Source organism: Streptomyces sp. NPDC006326 (assembly GCF_040612915.1).
In the GTDB taxonomy this organism is placed as follows: domain Bacteria; phylum Actinomycetota; class Actinomycetes; order Streptomycetales; family Streptomycetaceae; genus Streptomyces.
In genome coordinates this window covers 1-23,361 of record NZ_JBEXRC010000073.1, presented here as the reverse complement: position 1 = coordinate 23,361, position 23,361 = coordinate 1, and the positions used below count along the sequence as shown (strand labels likewise).

General features: G+C 73.7%; 20 protein-coding genes. 13 read left to right on the top strand and 7 right to left on the bottom strand.

All coding sequences use genetic code 11. The features are described from left to right. Positions 1-128: 128 nt before the first annotated feature. Positions 129-1,157 (bottom strand): glycosyltransferase family 2 protein, encoded by a 1,029-nt coding sequence (locus tag ABZ128_RS33620; RefSeq protein WP_356853456.1) that lies wholly within the window; start codon positions 1,155-1,157, stop codon positions 129-131. A gap of 174 nt (positions 1,158-1,331) precedes the next feature. Here ABZ128_RS33620 and ABZ128_RS33615 point away from each other — a divergent pair, with 174 nt between their 5' ends. After that, positions 1,332-2,843: an LCP family protein gene (locus ABZ128_RS33615; protein WP_356853455.1), complete on the top strand. Its 1,512-nt coding sequence runs from the start codon at positions 1,332-1,334 to the stop codon at positions 2,841-2,843. Between the two features lie 6 nt (positions 2,844-2,849). Here ABZ128_RS33615 and ABZ128_RS33610 read toward each other — a convergent pair whose 3' ends face one another. Beyond that, positions 2,850-3,401, bottom strand: a complete 552-nt coding sequence (locus ABZ128_RS33610; RefSeq protein WP_356853454.1) for an acyl-CoA thioesterase — start codon at positions 3,399-3,401, stop codon at positions 2,850-2,852. A gap of 132 nt (positions 3,402-3,533) precedes the next feature. Between ABZ128_RS33610 and ABZ128_RS33605 the strand changes: the two genes are divergently transcribed. Next, positions 3,534-4,886: an LCP family protein gene (locus tag ABZ128_RS33605; protein ID WP_356853453.1), complete on the top strand. Its 1,353-nt coding sequence runs from the start codon at positions 3,534-3,536 to the stop codon at positions 4,884-4,886. A gap of 58 nt (positions 4,887-4,944) precedes the next feature. Further along, entirely contained in the window at positions 4,945-5,937 is a 993-nt protein-coding gene (locus ABZ128_RS33600; RefSeq protein ID WP_356853452.1) for a DNA-3-methyladenine glycosylase 2 family protein, read from the top strand. A 12-nt stretch (positions 5,938-5,949) separates the two neighbouring features. Here the strand turns inward: ABZ128_RS33600 and ABZ128_RS33595 are convergent, their stop codons facing one another. From ABZ128_RS33595 to ABZ128_RS33585, 3 genes are all read right to left on the bottom strand, one after another. Continuing rightward, the gene (locus ABZ128_RS33595) at positions 5,950-7,254 is read right to left on the bottom strand and encodes a coenzyme F420-0:L-glutamate ligase (protein WP_356853451.1); all 1,305 of its coding nucleotides are present in this window, start codon (positions 7,252-7,254) and stop codon (positions 5,950-5,952) included. Beyond that, positions 7,251-8,210, bottom strand: a complete 960-nt coding sequence (gene cofD / locus ABZ128_RS33590) for a 2-phospho-L-lactate transferase (protein WP_356853450.1) — start codon at positions 8,208-8,210, stop codon at positions 7,251-7,253. Before cofD ends, ABZ128_RS33595 begins: the two co-directional genes overlap by 4 nt. Positions 8,211-8,326: 116 nt before the next feature. Next, positions 8,327-8,821, bottom strand: a complete 495-nt coding sequence (locus ABZ128_RS33585) for a cysteine dioxygenase family protein (RefSeq protein WP_356853448.1) — start codon at positions 8,819-8,821, stop codon at positions 8,327-8,329. Positions 8,822-9,463: 642 nt separating this feature from the next. Here ABZ128_RS33585 and ABZ128_RS33580 point away from each other — a divergent pair. The 3 genes from ABZ128_RS33580 to ABZ128_RS33570 all read left to right on the top strand — a co-directional run bounded on the left by ABZ128_RS33580 (position 9,464) and on the right by ABZ128_RS33570 (position 15,080). Then, on the top strand, positions 9,464-9,727 hold the full coding sequence (locus ABZ128_RS33580; RefSeq protein ID WP_003983763.1) for a WhiB family transcriptional regulator: 264 nt from the start codon (positions 9,464-9,466) through the stop codon (positions 9,725-9,727). A gap of 248 nt (positions 9,728-9,975) precedes the next feature. Continuing rightward, positions 9,976-13,605 carry a glycosyltransferase family 2 protein gene (locus ABZ128_RS33575; RefSeq protein WP_356853447.1) on the top strand — a complete coding sequence of 1,210 codons (3,630 nt, stop codon included), beginning with the start codon at positions 9,976-9,978 and terminating at the stop codon, positions 13,603-13,605. Continuing rightward, complete coding sequence (locus ABZ128_RS33570; RefSeq protein ID WP_356853445.1) at positions 13,602-15,080, top strand: DUF5719 family protein; 1,479 nt, start codon at positions 13,602-13,604, stop codon at positions 15,078-15,080. Before ABZ128_RS33575 ends, ABZ128_RS33570 begins: the two co-directional genes overlap by 4 nt. Before the next feature lie 39 nt (positions 15,081-15,119). Here the strand turns inward: ABZ128_RS33570 and ABZ128_RS33565 are convergent, their stop codons facing one another. After that, positions 15,120-15,506 (bottom strand): metallopeptidase family protein, encoded by a 387-nt coding sequence (locus ABZ128_RS33565; protein WP_356853458.1) that lies wholly within the window; start codon positions 15,504-15,506, stop codon positions 15,120-15,122. A 284-nt stretch (positions 15,507-15,790) separates the two neighbouring features. Between ABZ128_RS33565 and ABZ128_RS33560 the strand changes: the two genes are divergently transcribed. From ABZ128_RS33560 to ABZ128_RS33535, 6 genes are all read left to right on the top strand, one after another. Continuing rightward, complete coding sequence (locus tag ABZ128_RS33560) at positions 15,791-16,165, top strand: DUF3499 domain-containing protein (protein ID WP_356853444.1); 375 nt, start codon at positions 15,791-15,793, stop codon at positions 16,163-16,165. A gap of 77 nt (positions 16,166-16,242) precedes the next feature. Further along, positions 16,243-17,613 carry a phosphomannomutase/phosphoglucomutase gene (locus ABZ128_RS33555; RefSeq protein WP_356853443.1) on the top strand — a complete coding sequence of 457 codons (1,371 nt, stop codon included), beginning with the start codon at positions 16,243-16,245 and terminating at the stop codon, positions 17,611-17,613. A 144-nt stretch (positions 17,614-17,757) separates the two neighbouring features. Further along, entirely contained in the window at positions 17,758-17,943 is a 186-nt protein-coding gene (locus ABZ128_RS33550) for a Trm112 family protein (RefSeq protein WP_054222355.1), read from the top strand. A gap of 67 nt (positions 17,944-18,010) precedes the next feature. Then, positions 18,011-19,144 (top strand): SIS domain-containing protein, encoded by a 1,134-nt coding sequence (locus ABZ128_RS33545; protein WP_356853442.1) that lies wholly within the window; start codon positions 18,011-18,013, stop codon positions 19,142-19,144. 43 nt (positions 19,145-19,187) lie between these two features. Beyond that, complete coding sequence (manA, locus tag ABZ128_RS33540) at positions 19,188-20,345, top strand: mannose-6-phosphate isomerase, class I (protein WP_356853441.1); 1,158 nt, start codon at positions 19,188-19,190, stop codon at positions 20,343-20,345. A 105-nt stretch (positions 20,346-20,450) separates the two neighbouring features. Next, positions 20,451-21,380, top strand: coding sequence for a cation diffusion facilitator family transporter (locus tag ABZ128_RS33535; protein WP_356853439.1), 930 nt, complete (start codon positions 20,451-20,453; stop codon positions 21,378-21,380). A gap of 97 nt (positions 21,381-21,477) precedes the next feature. Here the strand turns inward: ABZ128_RS33535 and lepB are convergent, their stop codons facing one another. Then, on the bottom strand, positions 21,478-22,161 hold the full coding sequence (gene lepB, locus ABZ128_RS33530) for a signal peptidase I (protein WP_356853437.1): 684 nt from the start codon (positions 22,159-22,161) through the stop codon (positions 21,478-21,480). Between the two features lie 253 nt (positions 22,162-22,414). Here lepB and ABZ128_RS33525 point away from each other — a divergent pair. Continuing rightward, positions 22,415-23,361: adenosylhomocysteinase (locus ABZ128_RS33525; RefSeq protein WP_356853436.1), on the top strand; the 947-nt coding region annotated here is incomplete at its 3' end.

The following is a 23,361-nucleotide window of genomic DNA, read 5'->3' as shown; positions in this document are numbered from 1 at the left end:
TCTATTTAGAGGGGTTGTGATGGGTGGTGGAGGGTAGGGGGGGCGGGGGGGGGGGCTGCTGGCGTGTGGGGCCGGGGGGGCGCCCCCCCCCCCCCACCACGGGCCCCTTTCAGGTACGGCCGGCCCGCTCAGACCTCACGGGCGAGGTCGCGCTGCACGGCCGGGCGGCGGCTCGCGATGACCTTGTCCGCAAGGGAGCGCGGGCTGGTCAGGAAGCCGAAGCCCCAGGACATGTGCATGGTCGCCATGGCCACCGGGATCTGTGCGCGGGCCTTCAGCGAGAGGCCCTTGCCCGCCGGGACGGAGCCGAGGCCGATCGCCGCGAGGTAGCCCGCGGGGATCACGAACGCCCACGGGGTCACGGTCGCGCCGACCACCACACCGGCCGCGATCGCGCAGAGGGCGGTCGGAGAGGCCAGGTAGCGCAGGTTGATCGAGCCGGAGTGGTAGCGGGCGACCACGTGCCGCCAGCGCCCGTAGTCCTTGTACTGCTTGGCCAGCGCCCGTACGGAGGGCCTCGGGCGGTACTGGACCTTCAGCTCGGGCGAGAACCAGATGAGCCCGCCGGCCTCGCGGATGCGGAAGTTCAGCTCCCAGTCCTGGGCGCGGATGAACTCCTCGTTGTAACCGCCCGCCTGCTCCAGCGCCTCGCGGCGGAACACACCCAGGTAGACGGTGTCGGCCGGGCCCGCCTTGCCACCCGTGTGGAACGCGGCGTTGCCGACGCCCAGCCGGGAGGTCATCGCGGCGGCGACGGCCTCCTCCCAGGCGTTCTCGCCCTCGGCGTGCATGATGCCGCCGACGTTCTGCGCGCCGGTCTCCTCCAGGAGGCGGACCGCGGTGGCGATGTAGTTCGGCGAGAGCATGCCGTGACCGTCGACGCGTACCACGATCGGGTGACGCGACGCCTTGATGGCGGCGTTGAGGGCGGCCGGGGTGCGGCCGGAGGGGTTGGGAACGGTGACGACGCGGGGGTCCTCGCGTACGAGCTCGGCGGCGATCTCGTCGGTGCGGTCCGTGGACGGCCCCAGCGCGATCACCACCTCCATCTCACCTGCGTACTCCTGTCCGAGGATGTGACGGACGGAGTCACGCAGGTGGCGCTCCTCGTTGAGCACCGGCATGATCACCGAGACTGCGGGCTGCTGGGCGGGCATGTGGTCCTTCACGGTCGGGTATCGGTGTCACGTTACCGCGTACGGGGGAAACGGGTGCGCGCCGCCTGATCGGTCGGGACGGACGCTGATCGTATGGGCCTACTGTTCAGACGATCTGCCTGATGTGTCCGGGTCGTCCCTGTCGGCCCCAGCTGCCCCGCGGAGGTGTCCCCCGTGCCCCAGCCGCACCGTCCCACCCGAACCGCCAGGCCCCCGCAGCCGCCCCGTGCGCGCCGCGGCGGTGCCCCGGCCCGGCGCCGCGGCCCCAGGCCCCGGTGGGGGGTACGGATCGCGGGCGGGCTGGCGGTGCTGGTGCTGGGCTCCGGTGCCGTCGGACACGCCGTGATGACCGGGGTGGACACCGGAATCGAGCGGGTGGACCCCTTCAAGGACATGAAGAACCGCCCGGAGGCGGGACACGGGCTGAACTTCCTGCTGGTCGGCACCGACGGCCGCGACAAGATCACCCCGCGGGACAGGCGCGCGTACCGCCTCGGCGGCGAACCCTGCCACTGCACCGACACGGTGATGCTCGTGCACCTGTCCGCCGACCGGGAGCGGGCCAGCGTGGTCAGCCTGCCCCGCGACAGCTACGCGCAGCTGCCCGCCCACCGCGACGAGTCGACCGGACAGCAGCACGGACCCCACCCGGTGAAACTGAACGCGGCCTACGCGGAGGGCGGCCCGCAGCTGACCGTCCGCACCGTCGAGGCCATGACCCGGGTCAAGATCGACCACTACCTGGAGGTCGACTTCACCAGCTTCATGAAGACGGTCGACGCCCTGGGCGGCGTGGAGGTCTGCACCGCCAAGACCCTCCGCGACGAGAAGACCGGCCTGGACCTGCTGCCGGGCACGCACCGCCTGCACGGCGGAGAGGCCCTGCAGTACGTCCGCTCGCGCCACGTCGACGGCGCCGCCGACCTCGGCCGCATGCAGCGCCAGCAGCGGTTCGTCGCCGCACTGGTCAAACAGGCGACCGGCAGCGGGGTGCTGCTGAACCCGGTGAAGTTCAAGGAGGTCAGCTCCACGCTGCTGGGCTCCGTACGGGCCGACCGCGGCTTCGGCTCGGAGCAGATGATCGCCCTGGGGCAGGCCATGCGCGCGTTCAGCCCGTCCTCATCGGAGTTCGCCTCCGTGCCGATCGGCAACCCTTCCTACCCGGTCAAGGGCATCGGCTCCACCGTCAAATGGGACGAGCCGAAGGCCGCGAAGCTCTTCCAGGCGCTGCGCGACGACCGCCCCCTCACCCCGCCCCGCCCGCCCCGCCCGGCAGCCGCGGGCGGCCCGGGCCGGCCCTCCCCGCCGCCCGCGGTGCCGGTGGACGTCCCCCCGGAGCAGATCCGGGTCCGGGTGGAGAACGGCACCCGGATCGACGGGCTGGGCGGCCGCGTGGACGCCGCGCTGCGCGGCACCGGCTTCGACACCACCGGCGCCCCGGGCAACGGCGCGAGCCGCAACGTGAAGCGCACGGTGATCGCGTACGACCCGCGCTGGGACCGCTCGGCCCGTACGGTGTCCACCGCCCTGCCCGGCAGCGAGCTGCGGCCGGTGCGCGGCCAGGGGCGGACGGTGCTGGTGATCGCCGGCGCCGACTACAAGAAGGTGGTGCCGGTCCGGCCGGAGGACCCCTCCCAGGGACCCTTCGGGGCGGTCAGCGGGGACCAGGTCGTCTGCGGCGGCTGAAGCGGCTCAGTCGTCGTCGAAGCCCTGGGCCGCCCGCTCCTCGCGCAGGGCCATGATCGCCCGGCGCCGGGCGAGCCGGTGCGTGCGCCGGATCTGCGCCTCCTGGTTGCGCCGCCGGTCCTGGTCGCTCTCGGGGAGCACGGGCGGCACCGTACGGGGCTTGCCCTCGGAGTCCACGGCGGTGAAGACGAGGTAGGCGCTGCCGACCTGGGTGGCGGGGGTCGACTCGTTCCAGCGCTCGGCGAGGACCCGTACCCCGATCTCCATCGAGGAGCGGCCGGTCCAGTTGCACTGGGCCTTCACGTGGACCAGGTCGCCGACGCGGACCGGGGCCAGGAAGGCCATCTCGTCCATGGACGCGGTCACGGCCGGGCCGCCCGAGTGGCGCCCGGCGACGGCTCCCGCCGCGTCGTCCACCAGCTTCATGATCACACCGCCGTGCACCGTCCCGAGGAGGTTGGTGTCGTTGGCCGTCATGATGTGGCTGAGGGTGGTCCGTGAGGCGGAGACCGGCTTGCCCTGCGGGTCCTGCGCCGGTTCGCCCGGTATCTCTGTCATACGGCCACCTTAAGGGCCCGACTTCGGGATCATGCCCTGGAGCCGTCCCCGATGCATCAGCTGTGCAACAGCACCGATACGAAGCCCTCCCGGACTGTCCTGCACCTCGCCCGACCGGGCATCCTAGGCCGCATGAGTGAGTGGCCAGACGGGCGCGGCGACGCCCGCGACGACGGGTACGGGCGCGGCAGCGCACAGGCGCAGCCGGAGGGCGCGCGCCGGATGCCGCACGTCCAGCGCCGGCAGCAGGGGCTGCCGCAGCAGCAGCCCCAGCGGTCTCCGCAGCCGCAGCAGCCCCCCGCCCGGCCGGGCCGTCCCCCCGCCTACGGGGTGCCGCCGCAGCCCGCGCAGGGCCACGACTCCTACCAGGGCGGCTACGACAGCGGCTACAACACCGGCCAGGTCTACGGGACCCCCCAGCGGCCGGGCGGCCCGGGCGGTCCGCGCAGGCCGGGCGGTCCGGGCGGTCCCGGCTCCGGCGGGGACCCGCTCCCCCGGGCGCACGTCGACTGGCGCCGGCGGATCAAGATCGGCTCGATCGTGCTCGTCACGGCCCTGCTGGCGACCGGCATCGGCACCTACTTCTGGGCCGACTCCAAGGTGCGCCGCGAGGTCGACCTCTCCAAGGTCATCGAACGCCCGAAGGAAGGCGACTGCACGACGTACCTCATCGTCGGCTCCGACAGCCGCGAGGGCATGTCGGACGAGGAGAAGAAGAAGCTCCACACCGGCTCCGCCGAAGGCAAGCGCACCGACTCGATGATGATCCTGGCGTCCTGCTCCAGCGGGAACACCATGGTCTCCCTGCCACGCGACTCGGACGTGGAGATCCCCTCCTTCGTCGGCTCCGAATCGGGCAAGAAGTACGCCGGCACGGGGAAGCACACCAAGCTCAACGCGGCCTACGCGGACGACGGCCCCGAGCTGCTCGTGCGCACCGTGGAGTACAACACGGGCCTGCGCATCGACCACTACGCCGAGATCGGCTTCGCGGGCTTCGCCAACATCGTGGACGCGCTGGGCGGCGTGGACATGAACATCGAGAAGGGCTTCAAGGACGAGAAGTCGGGCGCCGACTTCAAGGCCGGCGAGCAGACCCTCAACGGCGAGCAGGCCCTGGCCTTCGTACGCACCCGGTACGCCTTCGCCGAGTCCGACCTCGCGCGCACCAAGAACCAGCAGAAGTTCCTGTCGACGCTGGCGAGCCAGGCGGCGACGCCGAGCACGATCCTCAACCCGTTCAAGCTCTACCCGGTCCTCGGCGCGGGCCTGGACACCCTGATCGTGGACAAGGACATGTCCCTGTGGGACATGGGCGAGATGTTCTTCGCGATGAAGGGCATCAGCGGCGGCGAAGGCGTCTCGATGAACATGCCGATCGCGGGCGAGCGGGGCGGCAACCTCCTGTGGGACAAGCCCAAGATGCAGCAGCTGGTCAAGCAGATCCAGAACGACGAGAAGGTCACCGTCACCGGCAACCGCTGAGCGGCGGCCGTCCGCCGGGCGCGGCGTGGCCCTCCCGCGGGAGGGCTACGCTCAGGGGGTGGCCGGCCGATTCGAACCCCTCACCCGCGCCGCCGTGCGCGGCGGACGCACCCGCGTGCCCGCGGGCAGCGGGCAGCGCGCCGGAGGCGCGGCACGGGAACGGGTGTGGACGCCGCCCGGCCCCCTCGACCTCGGGCTGGTCCTCGGCCCGCTCAGACGCGGCCCCCACGACCCCACCTTCCGCACCACCCCCGACGGGTCGGTCTGGAAGACCAGCCGGACCCCCGACGGCCCCGTCACCCTCCGTGTCACCTGCCACGACGGCACCGTCCGGGCCGAAGCCTGGGGGCCCGGTGCCGACTGGATCCTCGACGGGCTGCCGGGACTGCTCGGCGACGGCGACGACCCGGCCGCCTTCGTCCCCCGCCACCGCCTCGTCCACGCCAGCCACCGCCGCCGTCCCGGGCTGCGCCTGACCAGGACCGGCCTGGTCCTGGAGACGCTGATCCCGACCATCCTGGAACAGAAGGTCACCGCCGACGAGGCGTACCGGGCCTGGCGCCGCCTCGTACGCCAGTACGGGGAGCCCGCGCCCGGCCCGCAGGACATGTTCGTCGTGCCCGACGCCCGGACCTGGGCCCTGATCCCGTCCTGGGACTGGCACCGGGCAGGCGTCGACATCAAGCGCTCCGCCACCATCGTCCGGGCCGCCCGCGTCGCCGGCCGGCTCGAAGAGGCCGCCGCCATGGAACTCCCGGCAGCCGTACGACGGCTGGAGGCCGTCCCCGGGATCGGCCCGTGGACCTCCGCCGAAACCCTCCAGCGCACCAACGGCGACCCCGACGCGGTCACCACCGGCGACCTCCACCTGCCCGGCATCATCGGCTACGCCCTCGCCGGCGACCGCGACGCCGACGACGCCGCCATGCTGGAGCTCCTCGCCCCCTACGCCGGCCAGCGCCACCGCGCCGCCCGGCTGATCCTGCTCGCGGGCCGCATCCCGCCCCGCCGCCACCCGAAGATGCCGAAGACGGACATCGGCCTGCTCTGACCCGCCTTCTTCTCAGCGGATCTCGATGAACTCCTCCGCAGCGCGCGCCGGCCGCTCGCGGGGCGGGGCGGCGGGGTGGCCCACCGCCACCGCGCCCATCGGGTCCCAGTGCTCCGGCAGCCCCAGTACCTTGCGCACCACATCCCGGCAGAACATCGTCGAGGACACCCACGCCGAGCCCAGCCGCTCCCCGGCCAGCGCGACCAGGAAGTTCTGCACGCCCGCGCCCGTCGCGACCACGAACATCTCCCGCTCCGCCGCGTCCCGCCGGGCATGCCCGTAGTCGTGCGCCCCGTCCATCACCATGCAGGGCACCACCAGGTAGGGGGCGTTGCGCAGGACATCGCCGCGCCGCAGCCGCTTCTCGATGGACTCCGGTGACTTCCCGTCGCGCCGCAGGTCCTCGACCCACGCCTCGCCCATCGCGTCCAGCAGCTCCCGTCGCGCCGCCGCCGACTCCACCAGCACGAACCGCCACGGCGTCGTGTGGTGGGGTGCCGGAGCGGTCACCGCCGCCGCCACCGCGCGCCGGACCGCGCCCGGGTCCACCGGCTCCGCCGTGAAGGCCCGTACCGTACGGCGCTGCGTCACGGCCTCCCGTACCGCCTCCGAGGTCCCGAGCCGGAACATGTCGTCGGCCGCGGGACGCACCAGGTCGGCCGCAGCCGAGCCCTCGCCGCGTACGTGGTCCAGCCCGCGCACCACCGCCACCGGCAGCCCGGCCGCCTTGCCCTTGACCAGGTCGCCGGCCGCGGCGAGTTCGTCGGCGGTGGCGACCACCGTCGCGCTCAGCGGGTTGCCGTGGGTGTCGGTTCCGCCGCGCAGGTCGTCCAGGACCCGTACGCCGCTGGCGCCGATCGCCACGTCGGTGAGCCCGGCGCGCCAGGGCCGCCCGAAGGTGTCCGTCACGACCACCCCCACGTCGACGCCGAGCCGCTCCCGCAGGCCCGCGCGGAGGGCGGCGGCCGAGGCGTCGGGGTCCGCGGGCAGCAGCAGCACCGTGCCCGGCTCGGTGTTGGAGGCGTCGACGCCCGCGGCGGCCATCACCAGCCCCTGCCGGTTCTCGACGATCCGCAGCGGGCCCCGGCGGGCGACCACGCGCACCGTCTCCGCGTCGATCGCCTCCTCGCGCGAATCGGCGCGGACGATCCGGCCCTCCGCCTTGGAGACGATCTTCGAGGTGACCAGCAGGACGTCCCCGTCCCGCAGCTCGGGCGCCGCGTCCGCGATCAGCCGGGCGAGGTCGTCGCCGGGCCGGACCTCGGGTATGCCCGGCAGGGCGCGTACCTCGTACGAGGGAGCGTGCCCGGCGGTCACCGCGCGGCCTCGGCCAGGTCCAGAGCGGCCCGCGCCATCTCGGCCGTCGCGGCCTCATCGGTCATCATCAGCGGCACGGCCCGGCAGGCGATCCCCGCGGCCTCCACCTCCGCGACGGCATCGGCGTCGGCCGTGTCGACGAGCCAGCCGTCGAGCAGTCCGGCCCCGTAGTGCAGGGCCACGGCCGCGGCGGTGGACTCGACGCCGACGGCGGCGAGCACCTTGTCGGCCATGCCGCGCACGGGCGCGCCCCCGACGATGGGGGACAGGCCCACCACGGGCGCCGCCGCGGAGGCCACCGCCTCCCTGATGCCCGGGACGGCGAGGATGGTGCCCACCGAGACCACCGGGTTGGACGGCGGGAAGACGATCACATCGGCGGCGGCGATGGCCTCCAGCACGCCGGGCGCCGGCTTGGCCTGTTCGGCGCCGACGGGGACGACGGCCTCGGCGTCGAGCGAGGCGCGCAGCCGGACCCAGTACTCCTGGAAGTGGACGACCCGGCGGTCGCCGGTGTCGGGGTCGGTCACGGCCACGTGGGTCTCGACGCGGTCGTCGGACATGGGCAGCAGCCGCACCCCGGGCTGCCAGCGGTCGCAGAGGGCTTCGGTGACGGCGCTCAGCGGGTAGCCGGCGCCGAGCATCTGCGTGCGGACGATGTGGGTGGCGAAGTCGCGGTCGCCGAGCCCGAACCAGGTGGGTCCGACCCCGTACGCCGCGAGTTCCTCCTTGACGGTGAAGGACTCGTCGGTGCGGCCCCAGCCCTGGTCCTCGTTGATGCCACCGCCGAGGGTGTACATCACCGTGTCCAGATCGGGGCACACCTTGAGCCCGAACAGGTGGATGTCGTCACCGGTGTTGCCGATGACCGTGATGTCCGCGTCGGGAACCGCCGACTTGAGTCCGCGGAGGAAACGGGCGCCGCCGATGCCGCCGGCCAGAACAACAATGCGCATGCAGACAGTCTGTCAGCCGCAGGCTGTGCGATGAGGGGCGGTGGTCGGGCGACGGGTGGGACTGTCAGCCGCAGGCTGTGCGATGAGGGGCGGTGGCCGGGCGACGGGCGGGACCGTCAGGCCGGTACGGACTCCTGCCGGGCGGGGGAGCAGCCGTGCATCGGCATCTCGGTCAGGCCGGGGAAGTAGACGTGCAGGCTGACCGCCCCGTCGAGGGTGTCGTTGACGACCTCGTGGGCGTAGCCGGGGGCGAAGACGCGCTGGGCGCCCGCTGCGAGGGTGAGCGGTCCGCGCGGGCCGTGCTCGGTGAGCTCGCCTTCGAGGACGGTCAGCACGCCGGAGGAGGCCCCGTGGTCGTGCAGGCCGCTGCCCTGGCCGGGGACCCAGCTCAGCAGCCAGACCTCGTAGCCGGGGCCGGTGCGCAGCCGGTGGTACCAGCGGGTGGTGGCGTCGTAGCGGACCAGGTGCTGCCAGCCGGCGCGGTCCTCGGCGATGGAGCGGGCGAGACCGGCGAACTCGGCGACGGTGGCCGGGTGTTCGCGGGCGGGCTGCAGGAGGTGCTGGACGGAGAGGATGTCGCCGGCGATCTGGAGGTCGCTGTCGTTGTTCATCGTGGGGGAGTCCTCGACGGATGTCAGTGGTGCTGGCGGTCGCTGTGGGGGTGGCCGGAGCTCAGGGGAGCCGAAGCTCCGAAGGCATCAACAGCTGCAACAGCAACAGCGAACCTGGGCAGCGCGCAGGAACCCACGAATGGGGGTCCGGGTGGCGGCTGCGGTCACTGACATGCAGACAAGGAGAGCGGGTCCGGGGTCGGACTGTCAACCCAATGTCCGGTTTGGCGCAAAAGTTTCATCTGATCCGGTTGCCCTGTGCGGAGAAAGGTTTGTGCAACGCGGGCCCGGGCACAAGGCGCTGCACATTGCACCGTTCGCACCCGTCAAACCCGACGCGCCCTCTCGTGACCGGACTGTGATCTGCGCCGCTTCTCCGGTGTGATCGCAACCAGGCCGCCCGGGGGCACGTCGATTGCGGGTGAACCCGGGCGCAGTGGGACACCCGAGGCATGTGTCACGATTTTTGGCGATATGAACACTTTCTGTATAGGCTTGGTTCCGCAGAGTGAATAAGGGGCCCAATAGCAGATCCCGGCTTGACTGGGCCGGAGCACCGCACTTGTAATTTCACTCGTGTCGTTACGTAGCAATGAGTGACGACAACATCACGGGGACGCACAGACAGAGCGAGGGGCGCACATGACCGAGCTGTTTCAGGAACTGCTGGTCGAGGAGGCGGACGAAGAGCTCGGATGGCAGGAGCGCGCTCTGTGCGCCCAGACCGACCCCGAGTCCTTCTTTCCCGAGAAGGGCGGCTCCACCCGCGAGGCCAAGAAGGTCTGCCTGGCCTGCGAGGTCCGCTCCGAATGCCTTGAGTACGCCCTCGCCAACGACGAGCGGTTCGGCATCTGGGGCGGCCTGTCCGAGCGCGAGCGCCGACGCCTGAAGAAGGCCGCGGTCTGACATCCCGCGACATATCGCCCGGCCGCACCGGCGGTCCGAAGGACAACTCCACATGCACGGCCAACGGTCCGCCTCCTGCACCTTCCCCGCTGGAGGCGGACCGCCGTGTTCCCAGCCGTTAGTGTGGGGCGCTGTCCAGCAGCCTCCGGGGGCACACCACCCCCGGAACTCCCCCGGACTTCGTCCGGGGGTACCCCCACCCCCGGACCGCGCCCGGGGAGGAGCCAGGCCGGAGGGCCAGTAGAGCGATGTCCCTGCACAGCCAGTCGACGGCCTCCTACCAGGCCGGCGCCACACCCGAGTTCCCCCGGCACGTCGTCACCGCCGTCCTCGTCGCCCACGACGGCGCCCGCTGGCTGCCCAGGACACTCGCCGGGCTCCTCGGCCAGGAACGCCCCGCGCAGAACCACGTCGCAGCCGACACCGGCAGCGCCGACGAATCCGCGCGGCTGCTCGGCGAGGCCCTCGGCGAGGACCGCGTCCTCCACCTCGCCCGCCGCACCGGATTCGGCACCGCCGTGGACGAGGCCGCCCGCAGCGCGGGCACCCTGACCCCCGAGGACCTCCCCTACCTCAAGCGCCCCAGCGGCTGGGACCCCGTCAGCCGCACCTGGCGCGACGACGCCTACGACCTCCCCGAACTCCCCCACGGCGAACCCGTCCAGTGGCTCTGGCTGCTCCACGACGACAGCGCACCCGAACCCGACGCCCTCACCGAACTGCTGCGCGTCGCCGAGGAGAACCCCGACGCCGCCGTCATCGGCCCCAAACTGCGCGGCTGGTACGACAAGAAGCAGCTCCTCGAAGCCGGCGTCACCATCGCCCGCAGCGGCCGCCGCTGGACCGGCCTGGACCGCCGCGAACAGGACCAGGGCCAGCACGACCAGGTCCGCCCCGTCCTCTCCGTCTCCAGCGCCGGCATGCTCGTACGCCGCGACGTGTACGACGCCCTCGGCGGCTTCGACCGCCGCCTGCCCCTCATGCGCGACGACGTCGACCTGTGCTGGCGCGCCCAGAGCGCCGGGCACACCGTCCTCGTCGCCCCCGACGCCGTCATGCGCCACGCCGAGGCCGCCGCCCGCGAACGCCGCACCGTCGACTGCGCCGGCCGGACGAGCGCCAGCCCCCACCGCGTCGACAAGACCGGCGCCGTCTACACCGTGCTCGTCAACAGCTCCGGGCCCGCGCTGCCGTACGTCCTGCTGCGCCTCGTCCTCGGCACCGTCCTGCGGACCCTGGCCTACCTCGTCGGCAAGGCCCCCGGCCAGGCCGTCGACGAGTTCACCGGCCTCCTCGCCGCCCTGCTGCGCCCCGGCCGCATCCTCGGCGCCCGCCGCAGACGCGGCCGCCCCGCCGTCCCCGCCAAGGACCTGCGCCCCCTCTTCCCGCCGCCGGGCGCCACCCTGCGCGCCAACGCCGAACAGCTCGCCGGATACTTCGGCGCCGACCGCGACACCGACACCCACACCGTCGGCCGCCACGGCGGGGCCGTCGAATCCGGCCCCGGCGGGGACGACGCCGACTACCTGGAGATCGAACAGTTCGCCCGCCTCAAGCGGATCGCCCGCAACCCGGCGCCCGTCCTGTTCGCCGTCCTCCTGCTCGTCTCCGTCATCGCCTGCCGCGCCCTGCTCGGCGGCGGCTCCCTCATGGGCGGCGCCCTGCTGCCCGCCCCCGACAGCGGGCTCGACCTCTGGCGCGGCTACACCGACGACTGGCAGCCCGTCGGCACCGGATCCACCGCCGGCGCACCCCCCTACCTCGCCGTCCTCGGCGCCTTGTCCACGGTGCTGTTCGGCTCCACCCAGGCCGCCCTGACCCTGCTGCTGGTCTGCTCGGTCCCGCTCGCCGGACTGACCGCCTACTTCGCCTCCCGGCCGCTCGTCGAGTCCCGGCTGCTGCGCGCCTGGGCCGCCGTCGCCTACGCCTTCCTGCCCGCCGTCACCGGAGCCCTCGCCGGCGGCCGCCTCGGCACCGCCGTCCTCGCGATCCTGCTCCCCCTCATCGCCCGCTCCGCCGTCGCCGCCTTCGCCCTCGCCGGAGCCGAGGGCGCCCGCGGCAGCTGGCGCGCCGTGTGGACGTACACGCTCCTGCTGACCCTGGCCACCGCCTTCACCCCCGTCGTCTGGCCGCTCGCCGCCGTCCTCGGAGCGGCGGCGCTCGTCCTGCGCCGCGCCGAGTGGAAGACGTACGGCCTGCGGCTGCTCGCCGCACTCACCGTCCCGCTCCTCGTCCTCGCCCCCTGGTCGCTGAGCCTGCTCGCCCACCCCGGCCGGCTCCTCCAGGAGGCCGGCCTGCCCTACGGGACCGGCTCGGCCACCGCCCTCGACCTGCTCGGCATCAGCCCCGGAGGCCCCCGCGCCACCGCCGGCGTCCTGCTCGTCGGCGTCGTCCTCGCCGCGCTCGCCGCCCTGCTGCGCACCGAGCGGCAGTTCGCCGTCCGCACCGCCTGGGCCACCGCCCTGGCCGCCCTGCTCCTCGCGGCCCTCACCAACCGCACCGGCTGGGCCGGCCCCGCCACCCTGGCCTACGGCCTCGCCCTGCTCGCCGCGGCCGTCCTCGGCGCCGACGGAGCCAAGGAGCGGGTCGCCGCCAGCAACTTCGGCTGGCGCCAGCCGCTCGCCGCCCTCATCGCCCTCGCGGCCGCTGCGGCCCCGCTGCTCGCCGCCGCCGGCTGGATGATCAGCGGCGCGGACGGGCCGCTGGAGCGGCGCGACCCCGTCCAGGTGCCCGCCTTCGTCGCCGAGGAGAGCGGAACCCGCGACCAGGCCCGCACCCTCGTCCTCGGCGCCACCTCGCCCGCCGCCGTCTCCTACACCCTGGTCCGCGGCTCCGGCGGCCGCCTCGGCGACGCCGAACTCGCCGCCGAGACGGGCAGCAGCCCGCAGCTCGACAAGGTGGTGTCCAGCCTCGTCGCCGGATCCGGAGCCGACCAGAGCGACCAGCTCAGCGGCTTCGCCATCCGCTACATCCTGGTCCGCGACGGCGCCCCGCAGCAGATGCACCGGGTCCTCGACGCCACCCCCGGCCTCAGCCGGATGAGCCAGCTCGACGGCAGCGCCCTGTGGCGGGTGGACCGCCAGGTCGTCCGCGCCGCCATCGTCTCCGGCAAGCCCGGCGAGGCCCCCATCCCAGTCGCCTCCGGCCCCGTCGAGGCCCACACCAAGATCCCGGCGGGCGAGGCGGGCCGGGTGCTGCGCATCGCCGACCGCGCCGCCCCCGGCTGGCAGGCCACCCTCGACGGCAAGCCCCTCAAGCCCAAGACGCTGGACGGCTGGGCGCAGGGCTTCGAACTGCCCGCCGCCGGAGGCCGCCTCGACCTGGTCCACGAGGACGCCCTCACCCGGACCGCGTGGCACTGGACACAAGGCCTGCTCGCGCTGGTGCTCCTGGTGATGGCCCTGCCGGGCCGCCGGACCCGGCTCGACGACGACCTGCCGGAGGAGGAGGCCGAGGCCGCCGCCGAGCGGCCGGCCGCCCCGGGCGAGGCCGCCGGAGAGGGCCGCCGCGCCCGCAGGCTCCGCGCGGAGGCCGGGTCCGCGCAGGCCGCAGCCGCCGCGGCCGAGCCGGAGGGCGCCGTCGCCGACCCGTACGCGCAGATCCCGGCGCAGCCGGCGTACGGCGAGGAGACGTACGCGTACCCCTCGTACGAAGAGCAGGGCTACGGCTGGGAACAGCCGCAGCAGCAGCCGTACACCGTCCCGGAGCAGTACCCGTACCCGCAGCACGACCAGGACCCGCAGCAGCCGTACGGGCAGCCCGGGCAGCCCGGTCAGCCCGGGCAGCCCGGTCAGCCCGGGCAGCAGTACCCGTACCCGTACTCGTACGACACCTACGGACAGCACGACCCGCGTCCGGACGGGAGCCACCAGCAGTGAAGCGCGCACCCCTGACGCTGGCGGCGGTGGCCGCGGCCCTGGCCGCCGTCACCGGCATCGCCCACCTCACCGCACCGGCCGCGCCCGCCGCCGAGGCCGCGACGGCCGCGGCGGCCCGGATGCCGGTGGAGCGGTCCGCGCTGGTGTGCCCGGCGCCCAGCTCCTCGGACATCGCGGAGACCACCTACACCTCGATCACCCCCGGCGCGGCGGGCGCGGGCGGCAAGGGAACCGCCCGGCTGCTCGGCGCGACCAAGGAGGCCAAGCCCGTCCTGGAGCTCAAGGAACGCGGCAAGCCGGCCGGGGCCGCCGCCTCCGGCGCCGAGGCGCCCGCGCTGACCGGCACCGCCGACGGGATCCTCGCGCCCGGCTGGACCGCCCAGCAGACCACCAAGGTCTCCGTCGGGCGGGCGCGCGGCGTGCTCGGCCTGGGCTGCACCGCGCCCGGCACCGACTTCTGGTTCCCCGGGGCGAGCACCGCCAAGGGCCGCGAGGACTACGTGCACCTCACCAACCCGGACGACACCGCGGCCGTGATCGACATCAAGATGTTCGGCCCGGACGGGGTGGTCAAGACCGAGCCCGGCACCAGCGAGAACATCCGGATCGACCCCAAGTCCAGCAAGTCCGTCTCGCTGGCCTCCCTGGCCCCCGGAGCCCAGGCGGCCGACCTCACCGCGCACGTGACGACCCGCGCGGGCCGCGTCGGCGCCTCGGTGCAGGTCGGCGAGGAGGGGGTCGGCGCCGACTGGCTGCCGGCCTCCGTGGACCCGGCGGGCTCCCTGGTGCTGCCCGGGATCCCGGCGGACGCCACCTCCGTACGGCTGGTCGCCTTCGTGCCCGGTGAGGAGGACGCGGACCTGGCCATCCGGCTGGCCGGGCCGAACGGCTCGATCACCCCGGCCGGCAACGAACAGCTTCACGTCAAGGCGGGCATGACGGCGAGCCTGGACCTCAAGGACGTCACGCGCGGCGAGCCCGGCTCGCTGCTGCTGGCCCCCGCGGCCGGCAAGAAGGCCGTACCGGCGGTGGCCGCCGTCCGCGTGGTCCGCGGCAGCGGCGCCAAGCAGGAACTCGGCTTCGTCCCCGCGACGGGGCCGGTCGGCACCCGCGCGACGGTCGCCGACAACCGGGCCGACGAGAACGCGACGGTGCTGTCGCTCACGGCGGCCGGCGGATCCGACGCAAAGGTGAAGGTGACGGCTTCGGCGGCCACGGAAGCCGGTGAGGCGGCGGTCAAGGAACTCACCGTCAAGGCGGGGACGACCCAGGTGCTGTCCCTGGCCCCGGCCGGGGCCAAGGGCGTGTACGCGCTCACCGTCGAAACGGTCTCCGGCGGCCCCCTGTACGCGGCCCGCACTCTCACGCTGCCGCACGAGGGCATCCCGATGTTCACGGTCCAGCCGCTGTCCGACGACCACGCGATGGTCTCGGTCCCCAAGGCCGCCCAGGACCTCACGGTCCTGACGCAGTAGCCCGGCCCGGCCCCCGGCACCCCCGCTACGGCCCGGACCTCAGTCCTGGCCGTAGCGGGGGTCCACCGTCTCCGGAGACAGCCCCAGCAGCTCCGCGACCTGCTCCACCACGATCTCGTGCACGAGCAGCGCCCGCTCGTCCCGCGTCTTCGACCGGATCTCCACCGGCCGCCGGTACACCACGATGCGGGCCGGCCGCCCCGGTCCCGCCGCCTCCGACAGGGCCCCCAGCGGCACCGCCTCGTCGTTCCATCCCGCGTCCGGACCGCCCGGCGGCCCCGGCACGTCGGCGACGATGAACTCCACCTCCGCCAGCTGCGGCCAGCGCCGCTCCAGCCGCTCCACCGAGTCGCGCACGAGGTCGCCGAACAGCTCCGCCCGGCTCGCCGACAGCGGCACCTGCGGCGGGGCCACCGGCCCGCGCATCCCCCGGCCGTGCCGGTCGCGCCGGCGCGTGCGCGGCTCGGCGGGGGGTCCGGCGGGGAGCCCGTCAGGGTGCGCGGGCCCCGCCGGGCCGGCGGGGCCGGTGGGGCCGGGAGGACCGGGAGGCAGGGGGTTGGCGGCGTCCGTCACCCCCGCAGGGTAGCCCGCAGGACCGCCCGCGCCCGGGTGTTCGCGGACCTGCGCGCCCCACCGCGGGCACGACACGGGGGAGTGAGCGGGGGGAGAGTCGTCGCGGCCCGGTCAAGAGTGCGGTACCGTCCAACGTCGTGAGCCTTGTACGTCGCTGTTCGCGCACCGCGTGCGGCCGCCCTGCCGTCGCGACACTGACGTACGTCTACGCCGATTCGACCGCAGTCCTCGGCCCGCTCGCCACCTACGCGGAACCCCACTGCTACGACCTGTGCGCCGAGCACTCCGAGCGCCTGACCGCCCCGCGCGGCTGGGACGTCGTACGCCTCACCGACGGCTCCGCCCCCTCCCGCCCCAGCGGCGACGACCTCGAAGCACTGGCCAACGCCGTCCGCGAGGCCGCCCGCCCGCACGACCGGGCCGCCGAGGCCGGCGGCGCCGGCCCGGGAGGCGGCGCCCCCGGGGAGACGCGCCGCGGACACCTGCGCGTCCTGCGTTCGCCGGACTCCTGACAGACGGATCGCCTGAAGGGCCGCGGTGCGTGCACGGTAGGTTGGCCCCACCGCACGGACCGCAGGAGGGGCAGGCAGTGGCCGCAGATCTTTCGAACATCGTCAAGGCGTACGACGTACGTGGTGTCGTACCCGACGAGTGGGACGAGTCGCTGGCCGAGCTGTTCGGCGCCGCCTTCGTCGAGATCACCGCCGCCACCGCGATCGTCGTCGGCCACGACATGCGGCCCTCCTCGCCCGCCCTGTCCGCAGCCTTCGCACGCGGCGCCGCCGCCCGCGGCGTGGACGTCACGCTGATCGGCCTGTGCTCCACCGACCAGCTGTACTACGCGTCCGGGACGCTGGACCTGCCCGGCGCCATGTTCACCGCCTCGCACAACCCGGCTCGGTACAACGGCATCAAGCTCTGCCGCGCGGGCGCCGCCCCGGTCGGCCAGGACACCGGCCTGTCCGCGATCCGCGAGCTCGTCGAGAAGTGGTCCGAGGAAGGCGCCCCCGCCCCCGCGGCCGGCACCGTCCCCGGCACCGTCACCGAACAGGACACCCTCGCCGGGTACGCCGCGCACCTGAAGTCCCTGGTGGACCTCGGCTCCATCCGCCCGCTCAAGGTGGTCGTGGACGCGGGCAACGGCATGGGCGGCCACACCGTCCCCACCGTGTTCGAGGGCCTGCCCCTGGAGCTCGTACCGATGTACTTCGAACTCGACGGGACCTTCCCCAACCACGAGGCCAACCCGCTCGACCCGAAGAACCTCGTCGACCTCCAGGCCCGTGTGAAGGCCGAGGGCGCCGACCTCGGCCTCGCCTTCGACGGGGACGCCGACCGCTGCTTCGTCGTCGACGAGCGCGGCGAGGGCGTCTCCCCGTCCGCCGTGACCGCCCTCGTCGCGGCCCGCGAGCTGGCCCGCAACGGCGGCACCGGCACCGTGATCCACAACCTGATCACCTCCTGGTCCGTGCCCGAGGTCGTCCGCGAGCACGGCGGCACCCCGGTGCGCACCCGCGTAGGCCACTCCTTCATCAAGGAGGAGATGGCGAAGACCGGCGCGATCTTCGGCGGCGAGCACTCGGCGCACTACTACTTCAAGGACTTCTGGAACGCCGACACCGGCATGCTCGCCGCGCTCCACGTCCTCGCGGCTCTCGGCGGCCAGGACGGCGCCCTCTCCGACCTGGTCGCCTCCTACGACCGCTACGCCGGCTCGGGCGAGATCAACTCCACCGTCGCCGACCAGGCCGACCGCCTCGCCGCCGTCAAGGCCGCCTACGGCCCGCGGGACGGGGTCACCCTCGACGAGCTGGACGGCCTCACCGCCACCACCGCCGACTGGTGGTTCAACCTGCGCGCCTCCAACACCGAGCCGCTGCTGCGCCTGAACGTCGAGGCGCGCGACGCCGCGCAGCTCGTGAAGGTCCGCGACGAGGTCCTCGCCCTCGTCCGCGCTTGACGCGCCCGCCGGGCGGGAAGACGCCGACCGTGTCACCCGCCCGGCGCCGCACCGGGCCCGCGCCCGACGCCTTCGGGCCGCAGCCCAGGTGACTCGGCGGTACGCTGACCTCGCCCAATCCGCATGTTCGAAGGGAAGCGCCCCATGCCGCTCGAAGCCGGCCTTCTGGAGATCCTCGCCTGCCCCGCCTGCCACTCGCCCCTTGAGGACAAGTCGGCCGACGAGACGGCCCCCGAGCTGATCTGCACCGGCCGGGACTGCGGCCTCGCGTACCCGGTGCGCGACGGCATCCCGGTCCTCCTGGTCGACGAGGCCCGCCGCCCCGCCTGAGCCCCCCGCCGCAGACGCTGAGACCGATTCCGCAACCCTGGGTCCCTCACCACCGCCGGAGGCCGCAATGCTCGACGAGTCGCTCCTCGACGCACCGGACGACCTCGCCCGCGCCGACCGCCGAGGTCTGCTGCGCGGCGCCGCCGAGGCCGGGGCCAGAGTCCGCACCGCCGCCCGGCACGCGACCGAGGCGGGCCTCGCCGACCTGCGGCCCGACGGCCGTCCCCGGGCCGTGCTGATCGCGGGCCCCGGCACCGCCGCGGGCTGCGTGGCCGACCTGCTCGGCGCCCTCGCCGGCGCGTCCGCACCCGTCCACCGCCTCGCGCCCACCGGAGTGGCGGCCGCCCCGGGCGCCATGCGCTGGACGCTGCCCGGCTGGGCCGGCCCCGTCGACCTGCTGCTCATCGCCACCACCGACGGCACCGAGCCCAGCCTCGCCGCCCTCGCCGAACAGGCCTACCGGCGCGGCTGCACCGTCGTCGCCGTCGCCCCCGAGCGCTCGCCGCTCAGCGAGGCCGTGGACGGCGCGCACGGGCTCCTGGTACCGATGGCCAAGGCCCCGTACCAGGAGTACGACGAGTCCGCAGCGGCCGGGCCCGGCGCACTGTGGGCCCTGCTGACGCCGCTGCTGCTGCTCCTCGACAAGGTCGGCCTGATCGCCGCGGCCCCCGACACCCTCCAGCGCGTCGCCGACCGGCTCGACCGGACCGCCGAACGCTGCGGCCCGGCCATCGCCACCTACTCCAACCCGGCCAAGACCCTCGCCGCCGAGCTCGCCGACTCCCTCCCGCTCATCTGGAGCGAGGGCACCGGCGCGGGACCCGCCGGCCGCCGGTTCGCCGCCACCCTCGCCGAGCTCGCCGGCCGCCCCGCGCTGGCCCACGAACTGCCCGAGGCGCTGCCCGCCCACGGGGTCCTGCTCGCCGGCGACCTCGCCGCCGGGGCCGACCCCGAAGACTTCTTCCGTGACCGGGTCGAGGAGCCCCAGGCCCTGCGCGCCCGCATCGTCCTGCTGCGCGACCGGCCCGCGGGAGGCCTCAGCGCCGCCCCGGCCGCACGCGAACTCGCCCTCAGCCACGACACGGCCGTCAGCGAGCTGGAACCCGAGGAGGGCAGCGAGCTGGAGCAGCTCGCCGAACTCCTCGCCGTCACGGACTTCGCCACCGCCTACCTGGCCCTGGCGACCAGGGGACACGGCTGAGCACACGACCGTGCCGGCCCTTCATCCAGGAAGACGGACGAAGATGGACCGCCTGACGAACACGATCCGCCCCTACGCCTGGGGATCCACCACCGCGCTCCCGCACCTCATGGGCGTCGAGCCCACGGGGGAGCCCCAGGCCGAGCTGTGGATGGGCGCGCACCCCGGCGCCCCCTCCCGCCTCGACCGCGGCGCAGGCGAGACCACCCTCGCCGAGGTGATCGCCGCCGACCCGGAGGGCGAGCTCGGCGCGGCCACCGTCGCCAAGTTCGGGCCCCGCCTGCCCTTCCTCCTCAAGATCCTCGCCGCCGGCGCCCCGCTCTCCCTCCAGGTCCACCCCGACCGCGCCCAGGCCGAGGCCGGCCACGCCGAGGAGGAGCGGCGCGGCATCCCCCTGGACGCCGGCCACCGCAACTACAAGGACCCCCACCACAAGCCCGAGATGCTCTGCGCGCTGACCCCTTTCGAGGGACTGTGCGGGTTCCGTCCGCCCCTGGAGAGCGCCGAGCTGCTGGCCGGGCTGGAGGTCAACTCCCTCAAGCCGTACGTGGACCTGCTCCACGCCCACCCCGAGGACGCGGCCCTGCGCGAGATGTTCACCGCCGTACTGGCCGCGGACCGCGCCGAGATGGCCCGTACGGTCGCCGAGGCCGGGGCCGCCGTCGTACGCCTCGGCGGCCCGTACGCCCCGTACGCCTCGCTCGTCCACCACTTCCCCGGCGACCCGGGCGTGATCGCGGCGATGCTGCTCAACCACGTACGACTCCAGCCCGGCGAGGCCATGTTCCTCGGCGCGGGCGTCCCGCACGCCTACCTCGACGGGCTCGGCGTCGAACTGCTCGCCAACTCCGACAACGTCCTGCGCGCCGGCCTGACGCCCAAGCACGTGGACGTGCCCGAACTGCTGAAAATCATCCGGTTCGAGACCGGCGACCCGGCCCTGCTGCGCCCCGAGGGCGACATCGAGGAGGTCTACGAGACCCCCATCGACGAGTTCCGGCTCTCCCGCTTCGTCCTCGCCCCCGGCGCCGCCCCGCACACCCTCCCGGACACCACCCCGCAGATCCTGCTCTGCACGGCGGGCCGCCCGAAGGCCGGCGAAGTGACCCTGGGGCCCGGCGAGTCCGTCTTCGTACCGGCCGGTGAAAAGGTCGTATTGTCCGGAACCGGCACGGTTTTCCGTGCCACGGTCCTCGTCTGACACCCCGTCCGTACCGGCGTCCGCGCCGTCGGCTGCAACAATGTGCGGCCGTAGCGCGGCGCCCCGGCCAGGGCCGCCGCACCGAGGAAGGGACATCCAGCACCCATGAGCGCGTCGGGCGGTACCAGGGCGATCGTCGCGGCACTCGCCGCCAACCTCGCCATCGCCGCAGCCAAATTCGTGGCCTTCGTCTTCAGCGGCTCCTCGTCGATGCTCGCGGAAAGCGTCCACTCGCTGGCCGACTCCGGGAACCAGGGACTGCTGCTGCTCGGCGGGAAGAAGGCCCAGCGCGAGGCCACCCCCCAACACCCCTTCGGGTACGGGCGCGAGCGCTACATCTACGCCTTCCTCGTCTCCATCGTGCTCTTCTCGGTCGGCGGCATGTTCGCCGTCTACGAGGGCTACGAGAAGATCAAGCACCCCCACCCCGTCGAGGCCTGGTACTGGCCGATCGGCGTCCTCGTCTTCGCGATCATCGCGGAGGGCTTCTCCTTCCGTACGGCCATCAAGGAGTCGAACGAGATCCGGGGCGCGCTGTCCTGGAGCGACTTCATCCGGCGCGCCAAGGCCCCCGAGCTCCCCGTGGTCCTGCTGGAGGACTTCGGAGCCCTCGTCGGCCTGGTCCTGGCCCTCGGCGGCGTCGGTCTGGCCCTGGCCACCGGCAACGGCGTCTGGGACGGCATCGGCACCCTGTGCATCGGCGTGCTGCTCATCCTGATCGCGGTCGTCCTGGCCGCCGAGACCAAGTCCCTGCTGCTGGGCGAGGCCGCCGGCACCGCGGAGATCGAGAAGATCAAGGCCGCGGCCGTCGACGGACACACCGTCACCCGCGTCATCCACATGCGCACCCTGCACCTCGGCCCCGAGGAGCTCCTGGTCGCCGCGAAGATCGCCGTCCAGCACGACGACACGGCGGCCGAGGTGGCGCGCGCCATCGACGCCGCCGAGGCCCGCATCCGCGAGGCCGTCCCGATCGCCCGCGTGATCTACCTGGAGCCCGACATCTACAACGCCCAGCAGGCCGCCCGGGGCTGACCCCTGCCGCATCCGCGCGGTCCCCCGCCGACGGCGGGGGCCCGCGCACCCCCGCGAGGCCTTGCGCGCGGGGCCAGGGGGTCGGACACGGCAGGCCTCAGGCGACCGGCCACACCGGCTGCGGCACGGCGCCCTGCGCCCGCCGCGCCCTCCGCCGCACCACGAGCGCAGCGATCCCGAGCCCGCCGCCGACGAGGAACGCCAGGATCCCCGCCAAGCCCACCGCGCCGGCCGCCAGGAAGCCCACCGGCGCAGCGACGGCCCTGCCCCGCACCGCCGAAACCGGCAAGGTCCCGTTGTGGTCGGAGATCCGCAGGTGCGAGTCGTACGAATTGCCGCGGTTGTCGCCCATCACGAACATCCGCCCCTCGGGCACGGCCACGTCGAAGGACGCCGTCGCCGGAGTGGCCGGGTCCTTCAGGTACGGCTCGGTGAGCGGCACCCCGTTGAGCATCAGCGCGGGATCCCCGACCCGGTACGAGATCCGGTCACCGCCGAGGGCCACCACCCGCTTCACGATGTCCCCCTCCGGAACCCAGCTCGGAGCGGAGATGAGGGCGATGTCCCCGCGCTGCACCCCCTTCCCCGCGCCGACCGTGAAGTAGGCCGTGTCCCCGCGCGGGTACGTCGGGTCCATCGAATCGCTCGGGATGGAGCGGGCCATGTACCCGTCCCCGACCAGGACGGCTGCCGTCACCGTCACCCCGAGGGCCACCACCCCGCCCAGCACCAGCAGCACCACCGCCCAGATCCCGAGTCTCCGGCCCGGCCTGCGTTCCATCGGTCCCGCCCCTCTCTGCGCCGCCTCCCGAACCGCGACAGGTTCACCCTTCGACTGGGGAACGCTCCGCCGCTCGGTGTAGATTCGACATCAGTGTCAGGCGTCGCTGCTGATGGCGGTCGGGCGGGTCCTTGCGACCGGCCGAGGGGAGAGAGGGCCCCCGACGGACTGTGCTCGGTGCACCGCCGTCCCACGGTCGGTCGGCGCACGGCTCAGCCGTACCCACCCTCTCGAACCATGAGGAGCAGCACCCATGGACTTCAAGGTCGCAGACCTTTCCCTTGCCGCCTTCGGCCGCAAGGAGATCACCCTGGCCGAGCACGAGATGCCGGGCCTGATGTCGATCCGCAAGGAGTACGCCGCCGCGCAGCCGCTGGCCGGCGCCCGCATCACCGGCTCCCTGCACATGACCGTGCAGACCGCCGTCCTCATCGAGACCCTGGTCGCCCTCGGCGCCGAGGTCCGCTGGGCCTCCTGCAACATCTTCTCCACCCAGGACCACGCGGCCGCCGCCATCGCCGTCGGCCCGAACGGCACCCCGGAGGACCCGCAGGGCGTCCCGGTCTTCGCCTGGAAGGGCGAGACGCTGGAGGAGTACTGGTGGTGCACGGAGCAGGCGCTGACCTGGCCGAACACCCCCACCGGCGGCCCGAACATGATCCTCGACGACGGTGGTGACGCCACCCTCCTCGTCCACAAGGGCGTCGAGTTCGAGAAGGCCGGCTCCGCCCCGGACCCCTCCACGGCGGACTCCGAGGAGTACGGCCACATCCTCACCCTGCTGAACCGCACCCTCGGCGAGACCCCGCAGAAGTGGACGCAGCTCGCGTCCGAGATCCGCGGTGTCACCGAGGAGACCACCACCGGCGTCCACCGCCTCTACGAGATGATGGCCGAGGGCACGCTGCTGTTCCCGGCGATCAATGTGAACGACGCGGTGACGAAGTCGAAGTTCGACAACAAGTACGGCTGCCGGCACTCGCTGATCGACGGGATCAACCGTGCCACGGACGTCCTGATCGGCGGCAAGGTCGCGGTCGTGTTCGGCTACGGCGACGTCGGCAAGGGCTGCGCCGAGTCCCTCCGGGGCCAGGGCGCGCGGGTGATCGTCACCGAGATCGACCCGATCTGCGCCCTCCAGGCCGCCATGGACGGCTACCAGGTGGCCACCCTCGACGATGTCGTCGAGACGGCCGACAT